The following is a 17,913-nucleotide window of genomic DNA, read 5'->3' as shown; positions in this document are numbered from 1 at the left end:
GCCGCCCGAACGCCCGGTGAGGTGCGAGGCTGACCGCATGGAACAGCAATCGAGTCCACCGGCGGCCGCGCGCGTCCTGGTGGTGGACGACGACCCCACGGTCGCCGAGGTCGTCACCGGATACCTCGACCGCGCCGGCTACGCCGTGGACCGCGCCGACGACGGCCCGGCCGCGCTGGCCCGCGCCGCCGCCCACCGGCCCGACCTGGTCGTGCTGGACCTGATGCTGCCCGGCATGGACGGCCTGGAAGTGTGCCGTCGGCTGCGGGCGCGCGGTCCGGTCCCGGTCATCATGCTCACCGCGCGGGGCGACGAGGACGACCGCATCCTGGGGCTGGAGGTCGGCGCCGACGACTATGTCACCAAGCCCTTCAGTCCCCGCGAACTGGTCCTGCGCGTCGAGTCCGTGCTGCGCCGCGCCCGACCCGCACCCGACGTCCGGCTCCTCAGCTCGGCCGGTCTCCGCCTCGACCCGGCCGCCCGCCGGGCCACCCGCGACGACACCGAACTGGCCCTGACCCTGCGTGAGTTCGACCTCCTCGCCTTCTTCCTCCGCAACCCGGGCCGCGCGCACAGCCGTGAGGACCTCATGCGGGAGGTGTGGGGCTGGGACTTCGGCGACCTCTCCACGGTCACCGTCCACGTCCGCCGGCTGCGCGGCAAGATCGAGGACGACCCGGCGCGACCGCGGCTGATCCAGACGGTGTGGGGCGTCGGCTACCGCTTCGACCCCACGCGCACGCCCGCCGACGGCAACGCACAGCACGCCCCGTCCGAGGGCAGGGAGGACTGACGATGCGCGACACCCTGCTCATCGCCCTGTACGCGTTCCTCGGCGCCGTCGCGGCCGGAGGGCTGGGCGCGCTGGCGCTGTGGCCGCTGCGCCGCCGTTCGCTCACCGCGTCGCTCACCGTCGTGGCCGCCGTCGCCGTGACCGCCATGCTCGCCGGCACGCTCGCCGTCGCCTGGGCGATGTTCCTCTCCCCGCACGACCTGACCGTCGTCACCACGGTCGTCGCCATGGCCGCCGTCGTCTCCCTGGCCACCGCGCTGCTCCTCGGCCGCTGGGTCGTCGCCCGCAGCCGCGCCCTCCAGATCGCCGCGCGATCCTTCGGCGACGGCGGCGACTTCACCGCCCCCGACGGCCCGGCCACAGCCGAACTCGCCGCACTCAGCGCCGAGTTGGCCGCCACGAGTGCCAAGCTCGCCGCGTCCAGGGAACGCGAGCGCGCCCTGGAGTCCTCCCGGCGTGAACTCGTCGCCTGGATCTCCCACGACCTGCGCACCCCGCTCGCGGGCCTGCGCGCCATGGCCGAGGCACTGGAGGACGGGGTCGCCGCCGACCCCCACCGCTATCTCCGGCAGATCCGTACCGAGGTGGAGAGCCTCGACGGCATGGTCGGCGACCTCTTCGAGCTCTCCCGCATCCACGCGGGCAGCCTGACCCTCTCCTTCTCCCGGATGTCCCTGTACGACCTCGTCGGGGACGCCCTGGCGGGCGCCGACCCGCTCGCCCGCGAACACGGTGTGCGGCTCGCCGCCGCGCGCGTCGAACCCGTGCCGGTCGAGGTCGACGGCAAGGAGATGAGCCGGGTCCTCGCCAACCTGCTGGTCAACGCCATCCGCCGGACCCCCGCCGACGGCACGGTCGCGGTGGCGGCCGAGCGGTCCCCGGACGGCGTGGTGCTCTCCGTGACCGACGGCTGCGGCGGCATCGCCGAGGAGGACCTGCCGAGGGTCTTCGACACCGGCTGGCGCGGCACCCACGCCCGCACACCCCCGGCCGGCGCGGGTCTCGGCCTCGCCATCGTGCGGGGGATCGTGGAGGCCCACCGGGGACACGCCTCCGTACGCAACATCCCCGGCGGCTGCCGCTTCGAGGTGGTGCTGCCCGCGGCCGCTTCCTGAAAGCGGGCAGCACCACCGGTCCAGGGGGCCTACGCGCCGCGCATCCCGGCCCGGGCGAACTCCCGCATCCCCTCGGCGAACCCGACCTCCGGCTTCCAGCCCAGCTCGGCCCGCAGCCGTCGCGAGTCGGCGGTGATGTGCCGGACGTCGCCGAGCCGGTACTCGCCGGTGACGACCGGTTCGGGTCCGCCGTGGGCGGCGGCCAGCGCCCGCGCCATCTCCCCGACGGTGTGCGGCTCGCCGCTCCCGGTGTTGTACACGGTCAGCGCGCCGGTGGCCGTGTCCGCCTCCAGCGCCGCCGCGTTGGCCGCCGCCACGTCCCGGACGTGGACGAAGTCCCGCCGCTGACGGCCGTCCTCGAACACCCGGGGCGCCTCACCGCGTGCGAGCGCGGAACGGAAGAACGACGCCACCCCCGCGTACGGGGTGTCCCGCGGCATCCGGGGCCCGTACACGTTGTGGTAGCGCAGCGAGACGGCGGTTCCGCCCGTGGCCCGGGCCCAGGCCGCCGCCAGATGCTCCTGGGCGAGCTTCGTCGTCGCGTACACATTGCGCGGGTCGACCGGCGCGTCCTCCTCCACCAGCCCCGGCGACAGCTCGGCCCCGCACCCCGGGCACAGCGGCTCGAAGCGCCCGGCCGCGAGACCGGAGGTGTCCCGTGGCCCCGGCCGCACCACGCCGTGCCGCGCGCACGCGTACCGTCCCTCCCCGTACACCACCATCGACCCCGCCAGCACGAGCCGCCGCACCCCCGCGTCCGCCATGGCGGTGAGCAGCACGGCGGTCCCCAGGTCGTTGCGCGAGACGTACTCCGGCGCGTCGGCGAACCCCGTGCCCAGCCCGACCATCGCCGCCTGATGGCACACGGCGTCCACACCGTCCAGCGCGCGGGCGACGGCATCGCGGTCCCGTACGTCCTCGCTCGCGTCCACCGCCACGTCGAACACGACGGGCTCGTGGCCGTCTTCCGCCAACGCGTCGACGACATGGGACCCGATGAATCCGGCACCGCCGGTGACCAGTACTCGCATGCGGCCCACGCTAGAACCGGCCACCGGCCGCACCCCAGGGCCACGCCCGGCACGTCACGCTTCCGTAAGACGGTGACGGTGGGACGGGCGCCCCGGAGCACGTTGAATGGAGGAGACGACACGGACGCACGGACGCACCGGCGGACCACGGAACAGGAAGAGGGAACGGCATGGGGCGCAAGCGGAGGACGCCGCTGATCACCGGGCTGACGGCGATGGTGGTCGTGGCCATGGCCGCCGGGCTGTACTGGTTCCAGCCGTGGAAGCTGTGGCAGGACGAGACGGTGACGGAAGCCCTGCCCGGTACGGTCGTGGACGTCTCCCGGGACCCCGCGGCTGAGCCGGCGGAACCGGAGGAGTCGCCCTCCCGCTCGGCGCCGACCGGGCCGGTGACCGTGTCGAGCGGCGATCTGATCAGCCACGAGCACACGACGACGGGCACGGTGCGGCTCGTACGGCTCGCCGACGGGTCGCACGTGGTCCGGCTGGAGGGGCTCGACACCAGCAACGGCCCCGATCTGCGCGTGTGGCTGACCGACGCGCCGGTGAAGGAAGGGCGGGCCGGCTGGCACGTCTTCGACGACGGCGCCCACGTCAGCCTCGGAAAGCTCAAGGGCAACAAGGGAAGCCAGAACTATCCGCTGCCCGGCGGCGTCGACCCCTCCCGGTACACCAGCGTCACCATCTGGTGCGACCGCTTCGACGTCTCCTTCGGCGCCGCCGCCCTCACCGACGAGGGGTGAGCGCCGTGCAGGCACCGCCTGAGAAGCGGACAATACGAGCATGGGGCGTCGGCTCTCCGATGTGAGCGCACCAGCGCGGCTGGCCGGGCCGGACGAAGGCATCGGCCGGGACGAACTGGCGCTGGCCGCCCGCAATCACGGTCTGCCGCTGGAGGCCCTGCGGTACGACCTCACTCCGCCCGGACTGCACTACGTCCTCACCCACTACGACATCCCCTACGTCGCCGACGAGGTGTCGTGGGAACTGACCATCGGGGGCGGCGTCCGCCGTCCCCTGCGCCTCACCCCGACGGATCTGCGCGCGTACCCCGCCGTCACCCTGCGCGTCACCCTGGAATGCGCCGGCAACGGGCGGGCCCTGCTGACGCCCCGGCCGGTCAGCCAGCCCTGGCTGGTCGAGGCGGTCGGCACAGCGGAGTGGACGGGAGTCCCGCTGCGGCTGCTGCTCGCCGACGCCGGGGTCGAGGACGGTGCCGTCGACGTCGTCTTCACCGGCGCCGATCACGGTGTGGAGCGCGGCGTCGAGCAGGACTACCGGCGCGCCCTCCCCATGGACGTGGCCGTGAGCGACCGGGCCGATGTGCTGGTCGCCCACACGATGAACGGTGCCCCGCTGCCTCCCCAGCACGGCCGCCCGCTGCGCCTCGTGGTCCCCGGCTGGTACGGCATGGCGCACGTGAAGTGGCTGCGCGACATCACCGTGACCGACCGTCCGTTCACCGGTTTCCAGCAGACCGTGGCCTACCGGCTCCGGCAGCACCCCGAGGAGGAGGGCGAGCCGGTCACCCGCATGGCACCGCGCGCCCTGCTGATCCCGCCCGGCTTCCCCGACTTCATGTCGCGGGCGCGGGTCGTCCGGCCCGGCGCTCTGGAGTTGGAGGGGCGCGCCTGGTCGGGGCGGGCGCCGGTGTCACGGGTGCAGCTCAGCACGGACGGGGGACGCGGTTGGGGCGAGGCCGAGGTCGAGCCGGCGGGCGCGCATCGCTGGGCCTGGCGCCGGTGGCGCTTCGCGTGGACGGCCGTCCCCGGCGACCACGTCCTGATGGCACGGGCCACCGACGCCGAGGGCCGCACCCAGCCCCTGGACCAGCCCTGGAACCGGGGCGGGTTCACCAACAACCTCGTCCAACGGGTACCCGTCGTGTGCCTGGGGTCCGGGAGCTGAACGCGGGAGAACGGGCGGAGCGACTCAGTCGCCGGTGATCACCGCCCCGACGTGGTCATGCTCGACCTCGGTCTGCCCGACGTGGACGGCGTGGACGTCATCAAGGCCCTGCGCGGCAGCACCCCCGCCCCCATCCTCGTGCTGTCCGCGCGGACTTCCTCCGATGACAAGGCCGCGGCCCTCGACCCGGGCGCCGACGACTACATCACCAAACCGTTCGCCATGGACGCGCTGATGGTCCGGCTGCGCGCCGGCTGGAGATCCTGATCACCAGCCCCGGCCGCCTCGTCCCGCAGAAGGACCTGCCGCGGGAGGTGTGGGGGGCCGCCCGAGGGCGACCGGACCCCCTACCTGCGGGTGTACATCGGCTGCGCCGCAAACTGGAGGCGGACCCCTCCCGGCCCCGCCACCTCATCACCGAGCCGGGGACGGGCTACCGCTTCGAGACGTGAGCCCCGCCCCACGGCCGGAACCGCGCACGACAGCAGACGAGAGCAGAGACGAGACCATGGCACGCGGGAAGCTCAGGATCTACCTCGGCGCGGCGCCGGGCGTCGGCAAGACGTACGCGATGCTGTCCGAGGCGCACCGCCGGACCGAACGCGGCACCGACTGCGTGGTGGCCTTCGTGGAGCACCACGGGCGGCCGCGCACCGAGGTCATGCTGCACGGTCTGGAGGAGGTCCCGCGCCGCGAGCTGGAGTACCGCGGTACGGTCTTCACGGAGATGGACGTCGACGCGGTCCTCGCACGGCGCCCGCGGGTGGCGCTGGTCGACGAACTCGCCCACACCAATGTGCCCGGCTCCCGCAACACCAAGCGCTGGCAGGACGTGGAGGAACTGCTGGCGGCCGGGATCGACGTCATCTCCACGGTGAACATCCAGCACCTGGAGTCACTGGGCGACGTGGTGGAGTCGATCACGGGAGTGCGGCAGCGGGATACCGTGCCGGACGAGACGGTGCGCCGCGCCCACGAGATCGAACTGGTCGACATGGACCCGCAGGCGCTGCGGCGGCGCATGGCGCACGGCAACGTCTACAAGCCGGACGAGGTCGACGCGGCGCTGTCCAACTACTTCCGCCCCGGCAACCTCACCGCCCTGCGGGAGCTGGCCCTGCTGTGGGTGGCCGACCGGGTCGACGAGTACCTGACGGAGTACCGCAGCGAGCACCGGGTGTCGACGATATGGGGCTCGCGGGAGCGCATCGTCGTCGGCCTGACCGGCGGTCCCGAGGGACGCACCCTCCTGCGGCGGGCGGCCCGGCTGGCGGAGAAGGGCGCGGGCGGCGAGGTCCTGGCCGTCTACATCGCCCGCAGCGACGGGCTGACCTCCGCCTCGCCCAAGGAACTGGCCGTCCAGCGCACCCTGGTGGAGGACCTGGGCGGCACCTTCCACCACGTCGTGGGCGAGGACATCCCGGCGGCGCTGCTGGACTTCGCGCGCGGGGTGAACGCCACCCAGATCGTGCTGGGTGTCTCGCGCCGCAAGAGCCGGCAGTACGTGTTCGGGCCGGGCGTGGGCGCGACGGTGGCCCGCGACTCGGGCCCCGACCTGGACGTCCATCTGATCACCCACGACGAGGCGGGCAAGGGGCGCGGGCTGCCGGTGGCGCGCGGCGCCCGGCTCGGCCGGGCACGGATCGTCGCAGGCTGGCTCGTCGGCGTCGTGGGGCCCGTCCTGCTCACCCTGCTGCTCCAGCTCGGGCCCGACGCCGGCCTGGCCAACGACATGCTGCTGTTCCTGGCACTGACGGTGGCGGCGGCCCTGCTCGGCGGTCTGCTCCCGGCGCTCGCCTCGGCCGTGGTGGGCTGTGTGCTGCTGAACTGGTTCTTCACCCCGCCCTTCCACACGCTCACGATCGCCGACCCCGAGAACATCCTCGCCATCGTGATCTTCGTGGGGGTGGCGGTGGCGGTGGCGTCGGTCGTGGACCTGGCGGCACGGCGCACCCACCAGGCGGCACGGCTGCGCGCGGAGTCGGAGATCCTCTCCTTCCTGGCCGGCAGTGTGCTGCGCGGTGAGACCAGTCTGGAGGCGCTGCTGGAACGCGTCCGGGAGACCTTCGCCATGGAGTCGGCGGCGCTGCTGGAACGGACCAGCGACGTCGATCCCTGGATACGCGCCGGCAGCGTGGGCCCTCGTCCCGCCGGGAGCCCCGAGGAGGCGGACGTCGACATGCCCGTCGGCGACCACATGGCGCTCGCGCTGTCCGGGCGGGTGCTGCCCGCCTCCGACCGCCGGGTGCTGGCCGCCTTCGCCGCCCAGGCCGCCGTGGTCCTGGACCGTCAACGGCTTCGGCAGGAGGCGGACCGGGCCAAGGAACTCGCCGAGGGCAACCGCATCCGCACCGCTCTGCTGGCCGCCGTCAGCCACGACCTGCGCACCCCGCTCGCCGGGATCAAGGTGTCGGTGTCGTCGCTGCGCTCGGACGACGTGGAGTGGTCCGAGGAGGACCGGGCCGAGCTGCTGGCGGCGATCGAGGACGGTGCCGACCGTCTCGACCACCTCGTGGGCAATCTGCTGGACATGTCGCGCCTGCAGACCGGCACCGTCACCCCGCTCATGACGGAGACCGACCTGGACGAGGTGGTGCCCATGGCGATGGGCGGCATACCGGACCCCGGGTCGGCGGTCGTCCTGGACGTGCCGGAGAGCCTGCCCATGGTCGTCACGGACAAGGGGCTCCTGGAGCGGGTCGTCGCCAACGTCGTCGAGAACGCCGTCAAGTACAGCCCCCGGGGCGAGCCGGTCGTGGTCGCGGCCAGCGCCCTGGCCGACCGGGTGGAGGTCCGGGTCGTGGACCGCGGTCCCGGCGTCCCCGACGAGGCGAAGGGCCGCATCTTCGAGCCCTTCCAGCGGCACGGCGACGCCCCGCGCGGCGCCGGGGTCGGCCTGGGCCTCGCGGTCGCCCGCGGCTTCGCCGAGGCCATGGGCGGCACCCTCACCGCGGAGGACACCCCCGGCGGCGGCCTCACAATGGTCCTGACCCTCCGCGCCGCGGGAACGGGCACCGGACCCCGGCAGCCCGTACCGGCGGCGACCGCGGGGCCGCACCACCTGGTACCCACCGAGAGGCAGACCTGATGACCCGGGTGCTCGTGATCGACGACGAGCCACAGATCGTGCGCGCGCTCGTGATCAACCTCAAGGCGCGCAAGTACGACGTCGACGCGGCGTCCGACGGAGCCACCGCCCTTCAGCTCGTCGCCTCCCGCCACCCCGACGTGGTCGTCCTCGACCTGGGGCTGCCCGACATGGACGGCGTCGACGTCATCAGGGGCCTGCGCGGCTGGACCCGGGTGCCGATCATCGTGCTGTCCGCCCGGCACACCTCGGACGAGAAGGTCGAGGCGCTCGACGCGGGCGCCGACGACTACGTCACCAAGCCGTTCGGCATGGACGAACTCCTCGCCCGGCTGCGGGTGGCCGTCCGCCGCGCCGAACCCACCGTCGGCGAGGACGTCCTGGTGGAGACCGCCGGGTTCACCGTGGACCTGGCCGCGAAGAAGGTCAACCGGGGCGGCGAGGACGTACGCCTCACCCCGACCGAGTGGCAGCTGCTGGAGGTGCTGGTGCGCAACACCGGCCGCCTGGTCAGCCAGAAGCAGCTGCTCCAGGAGGTCTGGGGCCCGTCGTACGGCAAGGAGACGAACTACCTCCGGGTCTACATGGCACAACTGCGCCGGAAACTGGAGGCGGACCCGTCGCACCCGAAGCACTTCATCACGGAGCCGGGGATGGGATACCGCTTCGAGCGCTGACGGCGCCGAGGCAGGGCGAGTCCTGGAGGACTGCCGGGAGGGGCGGTACGCCCCCGTCGGTAGTGTCGCGCCCATGACCGTCGCTCGCTCCGCCGCCCTCTTCCTCGTCGCCGCCCTCCTGGAGATCGGCGGGGCCTGGCTGGTCTGGCAGGGCGTCCGCGAGCACAAGGGGTGGGCCTGGATCGGCGCGGGCGTCATCGCCCTCGGTCTGTACGGCGTCGTCGCGACCTTCCAGAGCGACGAGAACTTCGGGCGGATCCTCGCCGCCTACGGCGGTGTCTTCGTGGCCGGCTCCCTCGCCTGGGGCATGGTCGCCGACGGCTACCGCCCCGACCGGTGGGACGTCGTGGGCGCGCTGATCTGCCTGGCCGGCATGGCCGTCATCATGTACGCCCCCCGCGGCCACTGACCCTCCCCGGCGCGGCTCACAGCCAGTCCCGGTGCTTGAACACGACGTACAGGCTGACGCAGACCAGGGCCATCAGCACGATCGCGAAGGGGTAGCCGAGGACCCAGTGCAGCTCCGGCATATGGTCGAAGTTCATGCCGTAGACGGTGCCGATGAGGGTGGGCGCGAAGAGGATGGCCGCCCAGCTGGAGATCTTCTTGATCTCGTTGTTCTGCGCGTGGCCCGCCTCGGCCAGGGCCTTCATCTCCTCGTTCTGCGCCTGGGTGACGAGGGTGGCGTTGACGGTGAGGATGTCGCCGAGCGCCTGCCGGAAGCCGTCGACGCGTTCGGCGACGGTGGTCGCGTGGTCGGCGACGTCCCGCAGATAGCGCTGCAGCTCCTCGTTCGTGCCGTACTTCGCGAAGCCGGCCTCCAGGCTGCGCATGATGGTCAGCAGCGGACGGGTGGCCCGCTGGAAGTCGACGACCTCACGGGACAGCTCGTAGATACGGCGGGACACCTTCGGGTCGCCGCCGAACACCTCGGTCTCGATCTCGTCGATGTCGTTCTGCAGACCCGCCACCACCGGCGCGTACCCGTCGACGACGGCGTCCAGGATCGCGTACAGCACCGCCTCCGGGCCCATCGCCAGCAGGCCCTGGTCGGTCTCCAGCCGTTTGCGGACGGCACCCAGGTCCGGGACCTGGCTGTGGCGGACGGTGAGGACGAACTCCGGGCCGACGAAGATGTGGATCTCCCCGAAGTCGACCTCCTCCGTCTCGTCCAGATAGCGGGCCGAGCGCAGGACGACGAACAGCGTGGCCCCGTAGCGCTCCAGTTTGGGCCGCTGGTGGGCGACGATCGCGTCCTCCACGGCCAGCTCGTGCAGCCCGAACTGATCGGCGGCCTGCCACAGTTGCTCCGGGGTCGGCCGGTACAGCCCTATCCAGGCCATCGTCCCGGGCGCGCCGGGCAGCTGCTCGTAGATCTCCGCCAGGGACGCGGCGGCGTCGACGCGTCGTCCGTCGCGGTAGACCGCCGCGTCCACCAGGCTGCGCTCCAGCGGCACCCGTGGCACGTCGTCCGGTTCCGTCCACGCGTCCAGGGCGTGCTCCGGGGCCGGCTCCGTACCGCCGCGGCCGGCGTGGCCCGAGGAGCGCAGGGGCCACTTCCCGGCGCGGGCCGCGCGTACGCGCCATTCGGACATGACGCCACCTCCGGAAGGAGTACCCGAATCTGCCGCGCGGGAGGTGCCGAGCGGGTGCACCTCGCCGTGCCGGGGCCGGTGAGGCCAAGGGGACGGCGACAACGGGACTAGGTGCTGTGGTGCCGCCGCGCGACGCGGCGGACTGCCGCGAGCGCGGCAGACGCGAGTGTCTGCGGACGGCTTCACCCCACGCGGATGACCGTGTAGATCTCTCCGTCCAAGGGGGGACGCCTCCAGGAGCGGGTGGTGAAGGTGTGCAGTCGCCCCCGGACGATGGCGTGCCGGGGCAGGGACACGCCGAACTCCTCCGCCACCGCCTCCAGCACCGCCCGTTCCGCCTGCGCGCCGTCCGCCCGGTCGCCGAAGAACCTGCTCGGGTCCAGCGCCCGTGGTATCTCGCCGCTCCGCCGTATTTCTCCCTCGGCGTACGTGAACGCGTACCGCTCGGCGCCGTCCCGCGCCACCGAGAGATGGAAGGACGGCCGGTGATGTGTCCGCAGAGCGCTCCACACCACCACCGCGCGGGTGCCGTCGACGGAGGCGGCCTCGGCCGGGGAGACGAACCGCCGCCGGTCGAACGGGGCGGGCTCGCCGTCGAAGGCGAAACTCCAACCGGTGCCGGCCCGGCCCACCGACATGAGCGCCCTGTCCTCGAAGGGCGGGAACTCCCTGCGGTCGGCCGGCGCTCCGCGGCGCGCCTCCCCGCGGGTCCGCGGGGCACCCAGCGTGGCGCCGTCACCGTCCGCGAGACGTGCGGGCAGCTCCTGTGGCTCGGCCCCCTCCACCAGCACGAACCGGTAGGACACGCGGTTGTTGCCCGGGTCAGGCTCCGCGAGCCACGCCAGACCGCCCGGGTCGAGCGCCCCCGCCGGCTCCGGCACCGCACCGGACTGTCCGCCCCGGGGAGTGGACAGCAGCTCCCGGCCCCGCTCCTCGGTCAGCAGCGGCCCGAGTACCGGGTCGGCCAGCCAGCCCAGCGGAGCCAGGTGGTCCGGTCCCAGTGGCTCCCACAGCGGGACCGCGTCGATCAGCGTCCGCCACGCACCGTCGGAGTCGCCCCACCGCGCCAGCTCCCGCGCCCGCTCGACCGCCTCCCCGAACGGTCCGCCCGCCGTGTACCGGTACGCACCGCTCCTGACCTCGTCCAGCGTCGCGTACGCGAGGGACACCAGCTCCTGGTCGGCGCCCCGCAGGGAAAACCTCAGTGTGGTGTCCCCCCGATGGGAGTGCGCCGCTCGCTCGGCGACCAGTGGCGGCAGCAGGTCGGGCGCGTACCTCGGGTCCGTCACCACGTCCTCGAAGTGGACCATGTAGGTCTCCCCGAGCAGGCGCCGTATCTGGTCGCCCAGGCCGGCGGCGCGCGGCCTGCCGTACTCCTTGGCCTCGTCCAGCACCCTCACGGCCCGTTCCCAGTCGCCGCGCAGCGCCGTCGACCGGGCCTCGTCCATCCGGGCGTCCAGCCCGCGCGTCGTGTCGTTGACGAACTCCGGGGCGCCGTCGCCGCCGCGCGCCCGCAGCCGGTGGAACTCACGGTGCATCTCCCGCATGAACGCGCCGAAGTCCGCGAACCGCTCGGGTGGCGCGGCCCGCCAGCTCGCCCACGTGTACACCGCCCATTCCCCCCGCTCGTCGACGTCGCCGGGGTCCAGGAGAACGCGGGTGGCGTCGGACTCGACGTCGAGCTGCAGCCCGCGCCGCCACACGTCCGCCTCGCGCCGCTCCTCGGGCCCCGCATCCTCGTCCAGGTGCTCCTCGATGAAATCCGCGAGTCCCGACTCGTTGTCGTGCCAGCGGGCGTGCCCGGTGCCCGCCAGCCGCCACACGAACCCGCCCGCGTGCCGCCAGCCGTCGCTGATCCTCAGGAACGCGCGGTACGACGGGGGCATCCGTCGCCCGAGGCGCTCCTCCATGGCCGTGATCCGCTCCTCGGACGCGGGCGGGAATCCCAGCCAACGGGTCTCCCGGGCGGTCTCTTCCTCATCCCGTGACTCGTCGTCCGGCACGGAGTCCGCCCACTCCCCGCTCCACGCCCGCAGAAAGGACTGCCAGTCGAATGCCGTGCTGTCCATGTCGGTCATGCGTCCGATGCTGCCACCGCCCACTGACAGCGCCCCGAACGGCCGAGTACGGCGTCGGGGCACGCGTGGCCCGCGCCCCGGCGTAGGCGCAGCATGGTGGTGTGAGGCGGTGCGTCTCGTGATCCTCGGTGGCACCGCGACGCACGGGCACAAGTCGGGGTAGTGGTCTCCCCGTGCGACGAGGAGCGGAGGACGACGTGGACTGGGGACGGTTCGCCCAGCAGATGGCGACGATGGCGAGGGATCTCCTCGCGCAGGAATCAGTGACGGAGACCCTGGAGCGGATCACTGCGTCGGCAACCGAACTGGTCGACGGCTGCGACGCCGCCGGCATCCTCGTCCTGCACGACACGAAGGTGGAGAGCCTCGCGCCGACCCACGATCTGGTCACCGAGAGCGATGCGCTGCAGCAGCAGCTGGGGGAGGGGCCCTGCTTCGACGCCGCCCGCAGCTCGGAGGGCGAGCGGGTCTTCCGTATCGCCGACCTCACCGCCGAGCAGCAGCGCTGGCCCGCCTTCGCGCCCCGGGCGCGCGCCCTCGGCGTGGGCAGCATGACGGGCTTCCTGCTGTTCACCGACGACGAGGATTTCGGCGCGCTGAACCTCTACTCCCGTAGGCCCGGCGCCTTCACCCAGGCGAGCGAACTGGCCGGCTGGCTGCTGGCGTCCCACGCGGCGATCGCCTTCTCCACCGCACGCACCCATGCCCAGATGGAGCAGGCGGTCGCCACCCGCCATGTCATCGGGGAGGCCATGGGCATCCTGATGGGAAGCCGGCACCTCACCGAGGAGCAAGCGTTCGACGTACTGCGCCGCTACTCCCAGGAGAGCAACGTCAAACTCCGCGAGATCGCCCGCCGCGTCTGCGAACAGGGCAACCTCGGCTGACCTCGGGGCGTCGGCTCCCCCGGCTCACTGCTGAACAGGAGGAGCCTGAACCGGGTCAGTCCCCGGGGGAAGGCCGCTGAACCCGGTCTGCCCACCAAGTCCCCCTTCTGGGCGCCCCGACACCTGGCGGAGGCGGTGTGCTCAGGCGGCGGTCCGGACGAAGCGCAGCGTCGCCGTGATCGTGGCCGCGCCGCGCATCATGCCGAGCTGGTTCCAGCCCATGCCGAACTGCTCCCGGTCGACGGTGAACTCGGTGCCCAGGGTGACCCCTTCGGCGCTCGCCTCGGTCAGGCGCGCCGTGAGGGACAGCGGCCTGCTGATGCCGCGCACGGTGAGTTGGCCGACGACGCCCACCGTGTCGCCGTCCCGGAGCTCGGCGCTGCGGACGGCGAAGGTGATCTCCGGGTGGTGGTCCACGTCGAAGAAGTCGGCGGACCTCAGGTGCTCGTCGCGCTTGGCGCTCCTGGTGTCCAGCGAGGCGGCGTCGACGGTCACGACGCCCACGGCGGACCCGTCGGGCCGCACCTCGCCCTGGCCGCCGACGGTGCCGAAGGCTCCCTTCACGGTGACCAGGCCCCACATCGTCCTGTGCTGCAGGGCGACGGTGGAGGCGGTGGTGTCGAGCTGCCACAGTCCGGTTTCCACGGCGACGGTCATGGGGTTTCTCCTGTCGAGCGGTCATGAGGGGAGTCATGATCCAGCGGTCGTCCAAATTTGTATGAGTGAAGCTAGCTCGTAATTCGAATTTGGACAACCTGGTCTTCCAAAAATGGACAACAGGTACACTGGGCCCATGGCCGAACACGACAAACACCCCGCTCACCTGCCTGAATGCCCGTCCGTGCAGGGGAGCGGCGGCCTGCTGCCGGTCGAGCTGCACGCCTGGATGCTGCTGCTGGGCGCGACGGGCGCGGTGGAGCAGCGGTTGCGCGCGGTCGTGAAGGAGCGGCTCGGCGTCTCCCACGACGAGTTCCTGGTCCTGTGCCTGCTGGCCACCCAGCCCGAGGACGGGCTGCGCATGACCCGGATCGCGGAGCTCCTCGGCCGCCCCAAGACCCGGCTCACCTACCAGATCGCCTGCCTCCAGCACTCCGACCTCGTCGCCCGTGCCTCGGTGTGCGGCGACAAGCGCGGGATCCAGGTCGCGCTCACCGAGAAGGCGCGGCGCCTGCTGAAGGAGGCATCCGACGCGCTCGCCGGGACGGTCACCGACGCGCTCGGTGAGTTCATGGGGCCCGCGCAGCGAGAGGCGCTGCGCGGGCTCCTGCCGGACCTGGTCGCCGAGAGCCCCGCCGAGGCACCGGACCCGGCCTCGGCGTGACCCGCGCGGCCCGGGGCCGGGTCAGTTCGCGCGGGCGCGCAGGCGGCGGAGCATCCGGGCGTCCTCGAAGCCGACCGAGCGCGCCGCGGCGTCGACCGTGGCGCCGTGGCTGATGAGGTGCTCGGCGCGCTCCAGGCGCAGCGTCTGCTGGTAGCGGAGCGGGGTGAGGCCGGTGGCGCGGGTGAACATCCGGGTGAGGGTGCGCTCGCTGACGCCGACGGCCGAGGCCAGACCCGGCAGCGGGAGCGGCCGGTCGAAGCGGGTGTCGATGAGGTCCTGGACGCGGTGCACGGTGTCGTCGAGGTGGGACCTGTGCCGGAACATCGCGCTCGTCTGCGGCTCGTGGCCGTTGCGGCGGGCGTAGACGACCATGTCGCGGGCGACCCGGGCGGCGACGGCGGGGCCGTGCCTGCCCGCGACGAGATGCAGGGCCAGGTCGATGCCGCTGGCGATACCGGCCGAGGTGATCACCCGGTCGTCGGCGGTGAACAGCACGTCGCGCACGACGACCGCGCCGGGATGGCGCAGGGCCAGTTCGTCCTGCACATCGTGGTGGGTGGTGCAGCGGCGGCCCCTGAGGAGGCCGGCCCGCCCGAGCGCCTCCGCGCCGGCGCAGACGCTGGCCACCGTGCCGCCCCGGGCATGGTGGTCCCGCAGGACCTTCAGGGAGGCCTCGGCGATGGCCGGGGAGTCGGCGAGGGTGACGGTCCGCCAGCCCGGCACCACGATCAGGTCCTCGGGCCCGAGGTCCGGCCAGTCGGCCCCGGCCACCAGGGGCAGACCCTGAGCGGTGGGGACCTGGGGCCGCTCGGCGACGTAGCGGAGGGTGTAGGGCTGCCCGAAGTCCGCCGCGGTGGAGAAGACCTGCGCGGGGCCGGCCAGGTCCAGCAGATGGACCCCGGGCACCAGGAAGAACACGACGTGGCTCACGATCCGGTCATCATGCCGGATCGTGAGCCGCGGCCTCCAGCCCGTCCACCGTCGCTATCGTGGCGAACCGTCCCGCGAGCGCGTACTCGGTGCGGCGGATCACCTCGGCGGCGGGCAGGGTGCGCGGGTCGGCGAGCAGCTCGGCGACGCTACGGTCGGCGGGCGCGTCGCGGTGCGGGATCGGATCGGTGGCGGTGGCGTCGGTGACGAAGGTCACCCGATAGCCGAGGTCGCTGCCGACGCGGGCGGTGGTCTCGACGCACTGCTCGGTGCGGATGCCGCAGACGGTGAGTTCGCGGACTCCGCGCTCCGTGAGGAGTTGCTGCAGGTTGGTGGTGGTGAAGGCGTTGTGCGAGGTTTTGTGGACGAGCGGCTCGCCGGCCTCGGGCCGCTCCAGCTCCTCCAGCAGGCGGACGTGGCCGAGGGCCGGGTCGAAGGCGCCGCCGGTGCCGGGTTCGGAGTGCAGCACCCACACCACCAGGTCACCGGCCCGGCGGGCCAACCGGACCAACCGGTTGACCTTGTCGGCGATCTTCGGGTCGGAGATCGCCTCCCACAGCGGGCGGGCGCGGAAGGACTCCTGGACATCGATGACGATCAGTGCACGGGTCATGCCCCAAGCCTCGGCCGCGCGGAGGGGACGGCGACAGGCCGCATCGGGTCCGGAAGCGGACCGATCCGGTCAGCCGCTCCCCCCTCGGGTGCCCGCTCCCTCAGGAACCGGGCAGCCACAGGTCGGGGCCGAACACCTCGTACCGGATGCTGCGGGCGGGTGTCCCCCCGGCCAGCAGCTGACCGCGCACCGCCCGCATGAAGGGCAGCGGCCCGCACAGGAACACCGTGGCGTCCTGGGGCAGTTCGAGACCGTCGAGGTCCATCAGACCGCTCCGGAACTCCGCACCGCTCCGCAACTCCGCACCGCCCTGGTCGCCCCGGTCGCTCCGGCCGGCCCGCTCGACCTGGTCGGCCTGCGCGGCCTGCGCGGCCGGCTGCGGACAGCATGAGGCCTCCCAGGAAGGGGCGGAAGAGGTGGGGTCGGGCGCCGCGTCCCGGGCGCCGGCCTTCTGTGTATCAGGCAAGGGACTGCGTTTCGGCGCCGTTCGCCCATCACCGGCGAAGTGGGGACCAATGGCCCCATCGAGTCGGGAGCATCGGCCCACGGGTGCGTCCGACGTGGGACCGGGTGGCCCCGGAACGACCTCCCAAGAGCCCTGTCGCGGCGCCGACGCCCGATCAGCGCGTGCCGAGTTCCCGGCCGGTGACCATCTCCGACGCGATCCGCACGAAGACCTCGTTCCGTGCGGGCATCCAGGAGACGGGGCCGGTGCGGGACAGCCGCTCGTGCTCGGCGGGATCGGTCACCACGTCGGCCCGGCCGGTGACGACGACGCTCCAGCCGGACCGGGTGGCCGGGTCGAACTCGTCGCCCTCGAACGCGACGACGACACCGTCGATCGCCCGCACCAGGTCGGAGCCGGCCGACGTGCACAGCAGCACGGCGTCGTCGCTGTCGAGGGCGAAGTTGACCGGCAGTACGGCGGGCAGCGCGCGCCGGGTGTAGACCACCCGCCCGACCGGCACCTTGGCCAGCAGTCTCAGGCACTCCTGCCGGTCGAGCACGCGAAACGCATCATTCTGAACCATCAGCCCATCGTCCGTACGACAGTCGAACGCGGGTAGGGCCGGTCGGCCCGTTCTCCACCCCGTCCGGCCGGGGTCCACTGAGGGGCGGCCACTGTTTCGTTCAGCCCGGCCGGTGTTCGCCCGGGGCCGGCTGGTCCAGGTGGGTGGCGAGGACGGCGGCCTGGACGCGGCGTTGGACGCCCAGCTTGGCCAGGAGGCGGGAGATGTGGTTCTTGACGGTCTTCTCGGACAGGTAGAGCCTCTTGCCGATCTCCCGGTTGGTGAGCCCCTCGCCGATCAGCGCCAGGATGTCCCGTTCCCTCGGTGACAGCGCCGCCAGCTCCGACGGCTCGGCCGGCCCCGGCGCCGGCTCGGCCCGCAGCGACCGCATCAGCCGGGCGGTGGTCGCGGGGTCCAGCATCGACTGGCCGGAGGCCACCGTACGGACCGCGGAGACCAGGTCCGACCCCTTGATCTGCTTGAGGACGTACCCGGAGGCACCGGCCATGATCGCGTCGAGCAGGGCCTCCTCGTCGTCGAACGAGGTCAGCATCAGACACCTCAGCCCCGGCATCCGGCTGCGCAGCTCACGGCAGACCGAGATGCCGTCGCCGTCCGGCAGCCGCACGTCGAGGACGGCGACGTCGGGCCGCAGCGCCGGGGCCCGCACCAGCGCCTGCTCGACGGTGCCGGCGTCGCCGATCACGGAGATGTCCGGCTCGCAGTCGAGCAGATCGGCGAGGCCCCGCCGGACGACCTCGTGATCGTCGAGCAGGAACACACGGATCGGGTTCTGCTCGGTGAAAGTACGTGGCTCGGACATCGTGGCCCCTCGTTCCCCGGCGAAGAGGACAGATCACGGGTCTG

The 17,913-nt window shown here is 72.8% G+C and carries 17 protein-coding genes and 2 pseudogenes; 10 read left to right on the top strand and 9 right to left on the bottom strand.

All coding sequences use genetic code 11. The annotated features are described in order from the left end of the window. Positions 1 to 37 precede the first annotated feature (37 nt). On the top strand, positions 38 to 793 hold the full coding sequence (locus tag ACZ4Z3_RS28850; protein ID WP_468503762.1) for a response regulator transcription factor: 756 nt from the start codon (positions 38 to 40) through the stop codon (positions 791 to 793). Between the two features lie 2 nt (positions 794 to 795). Continuing rightward, complete coding sequence (locus ACZ4Z3_RS28845; protein WP_055541072.1) at positions 796 to 1,908, top strand: sensor histidine kinase; 1,113 nt, start codon at positions 796 to 798, stop codon at positions 1,906 to 1,908. Between the two features lie 29 nt (positions 1,909 to 1,937). On the opposite strand, the gene ACZ4Z3_RS28840 is transcribed toward ACZ4Z3_RS28845, so the two are convergent. Then, a complete protein-coding gene (locus ACZ4Z3_RS28840; protein WP_468503761.1) occupies positions 1,938 to 2,939 on the bottom strand; it encodes an NAD-dependent epimerase/dehydratase family protein in 1,002 nt (333 codons plus the stop codon). A gap of 170 nt (positions 2,940 to 3,109) precedes the next feature. Between ACZ4Z3_RS28840 and ACZ4Z3_RS28835 the strand changes: the two genes are divergently transcribed. The 6 genes and pseudogenes from ACZ4Z3_RS28835 to ACZ4Z3_RS28810 all read left to right on the top strand — a co-directional run bounded on the left by ACZ4Z3_RS28835 (position 3,110) and on the right by ACZ4Z3_RS28810 (position 9,021). Beyond that, on the top strand, positions 3,110 to 3,682 hold the full coding sequence (locus tag ACZ4Z3_RS28835) for a DM13 domain-containing protein (protein WP_468503760.1): 573 nt from the start codon (positions 3,110 to 3,112) through the stop codon (positions 3,680 to 3,682). A gap of 40 nt (positions 3,683 to 3,722) precedes the next feature. Further along, the gene (locus tag ACZ4Z3_RS28830) at positions 3,723 to 4,847 is read left to right on the top strand and encodes a sulfite oxidase (protein WP_468503759.1); all 1,125 of its coding nucleotides are present in this window, start codon (positions 3,723 to 3,725) and stop codon (positions 4,845 to 4,847) included. Positions 4,848 to 4,874: 27 nt separating this feature from the next. After that, positions 4,875 to 5,299, top strand: a pseudogene (locus ACZ4Z3_RS28825) (response regulator); the annotation flags it as partial. Positions 5,300 to 5,355: 56 nt separating this feature from the next. Then, complete coding sequence (locus ACZ4Z3_RS28820; protein ID WP_468503758.1) at positions 5,356 to 7,935, top strand: sensor histidine kinase; 2,580 nt, start codon at positions 5,356 to 5,358, stop codon at positions 7,933 to 7,935. Beyond that, positions 7,935 to 8,612 carry a response regulator gene (locus ACZ4Z3_RS28815; protein WP_468503757.1) on the top strand — a complete coding sequence of 226 codons (678 nt, stop codon included), beginning with the start codon at positions 7,935 to 7,937 and terminating at the stop codon, positions 8,610 to 8,612. Before ACZ4Z3_RS28820 ends, ACZ4Z3_RS28815 begins: the two co-directional genes overlap by 1 nt. 73 nt (positions 8,613 to 8,685) lie before the next feature. Continuing rightward, positions 8,686 to 9,021: a YnfA family protein gene (locus ACZ4Z3_RS28810; protein ID WP_099968568.1), complete on the top strand. Its 336-nt coding sequence runs from the start codon at positions 8,686 to 8,688 to the stop codon at positions 9,019 to 9,021. 16 nt (positions 9,022 to 9,037) lie between these two features. On the opposite strand, the gene ACZ4Z3_RS28805 is transcribed toward ACZ4Z3_RS28810, so the two are convergent. Both ACZ4Z3_RS28805 and ACZ4Z3_RS28800 read right to left on the bottom strand, forming a co-directional pair. Then, a complete protein-coding gene (locus ACZ4Z3_RS28805; RefSeq protein ID WP_468503756.1) occupies positions 9,038 to 10,207 on the bottom strand; it encodes a magnesium and cobalt transport protein CorA in 1,170 nt (389 codons plus the stop codon). A gap of 182 nt (positions 10,208 to 10,389) precedes the next feature. Then, positions 10,390 to 12,285, bottom strand: a complete 1,896-nt coding sequence (locus ACZ4Z3_RS28800; RefSeq protein ID WP_468503755.1) for an SMI1/KNR4 family protein — start codon at positions 12,283 to 12,285, stop codon at positions 10,390 to 10,392. Positions 12,286 to 12,482: 197 nt separating this feature from the next. Here ACZ4Z3_RS28800 and ACZ4Z3_RS28795 point away from each other — a divergent pair, with 197 nt between their 5' ends. Further along, complete coding sequence (locus ACZ4Z3_RS28795) at positions 12,483 to 13,172, top strand: GAF and ANTAR domain-containing protein (RefSeq protein WP_468503754.1); 690 nt, start codon at positions 12,483 to 12,485, stop codon at positions 13,170 to 13,172. 141 nt (positions 13,173 to 13,313) lie between these two features. Here the strand turns inward: ACZ4Z3_RS28795 and ACZ4Z3_RS28790 are convergent, their stop codons facing one another. Beyond that, entirely contained in the window at positions 13,314 to 13,829 is a 516-nt protein-coding gene (locus ACZ4Z3_RS28790; protein ID WP_468503753.1) for a YceI family protein, read from the bottom strand. Positions 13,830 to 13,965: 136 nt separating this feature from the next. Here ACZ4Z3_RS28790 and ACZ4Z3_RS28785 point away from each other — a divergent pair, with 136 nt between their 5' ends. Further along, on the top strand, positions 13,966 to 14,493 hold the full coding sequence (locus ACZ4Z3_RS28785; protein ID WP_468503752.1) for a MarR family winged helix-turn-helix transcriptional regulator: 528 nt from the start codon (positions 13,966 to 13,968) through the stop codon (positions 14,491 to 14,493). A 21-nt stretch (positions 14,494 to 14,514) separates the two neighbouring features. On the opposite strand, the gene ACZ4Z3_RS28780 is transcribed toward ACZ4Z3_RS28785, so the two are convergent. From ACZ4Z3_RS28780 to ACZ4Z3_RS28760, 5 genes and pseudogenes are all read right to left on the bottom strand, one after another. Beyond that, a complete protein-coding gene (locus ACZ4Z3_RS28780; RefSeq protein ID WP_468503751.1) occupies positions 14,515 to 15,423 on the bottom strand; it encodes a GlxA family transcriptional regulator in 909 nt (302 codons plus the stop codon). A gap of 10 nt (positions 15,424 to 15,433) precedes the next feature. Then, positions 15,434 to 16,036 carry a cysteine hydrolase family protein gene (locus ACZ4Z3_RS28775; protein WP_468503750.1) on the bottom strand — a complete coding sequence of 201 codons (603 nt, stop codon included), beginning with the start codon at positions 16,034 to 16,036 and terminating at the stop codon, positions 15,434 to 15,436. A gap of 100 nt (positions 16,037 to 16,136) precedes the next feature. After that, a pseudogene (locus ACZ4Z3_RS28770) lies at positions 16,137 to 16,313 on the bottom strand (hemin transporter); the annotation flags it as partial. 343 nt (positions 16,314 to 16,656) lie between these two features. Continuing rightward, on the bottom strand, positions 16,657 to 17,067 hold the full coding sequence (locus tag ACZ4Z3_RS28765) for a pyridoxamine 5'-phosphate oxidase family protein (RefSeq protein WP_468503749.1): 411 nt from the start codon (positions 17,065 to 17,067) through the stop codon (positions 16,657 to 16,659). A gap of 100 nt (positions 17,068 to 17,167) precedes the next feature. Then, positions 17,168 to 17,869, bottom strand: a complete 702-nt coding sequence (locus ACZ4Z3_RS28760) for a response regulator (RefSeq protein WP_468503748.1) — start codon at positions 17,867 to 17,869, stop codon at positions 17,168 to 17,170. Positions 17,870 to 17,913: the final 44 nt, after the last annotated feature.

The sequence above is a fragment of the Streptomyces sp. NPDC030296 genome (assembly GCF_055572815.1).
The sequence above is the reverse complement of the archived record's forward strand: the minus strand, read 5'-3'. Positions and strand labels throughout refer to the sequence as shown.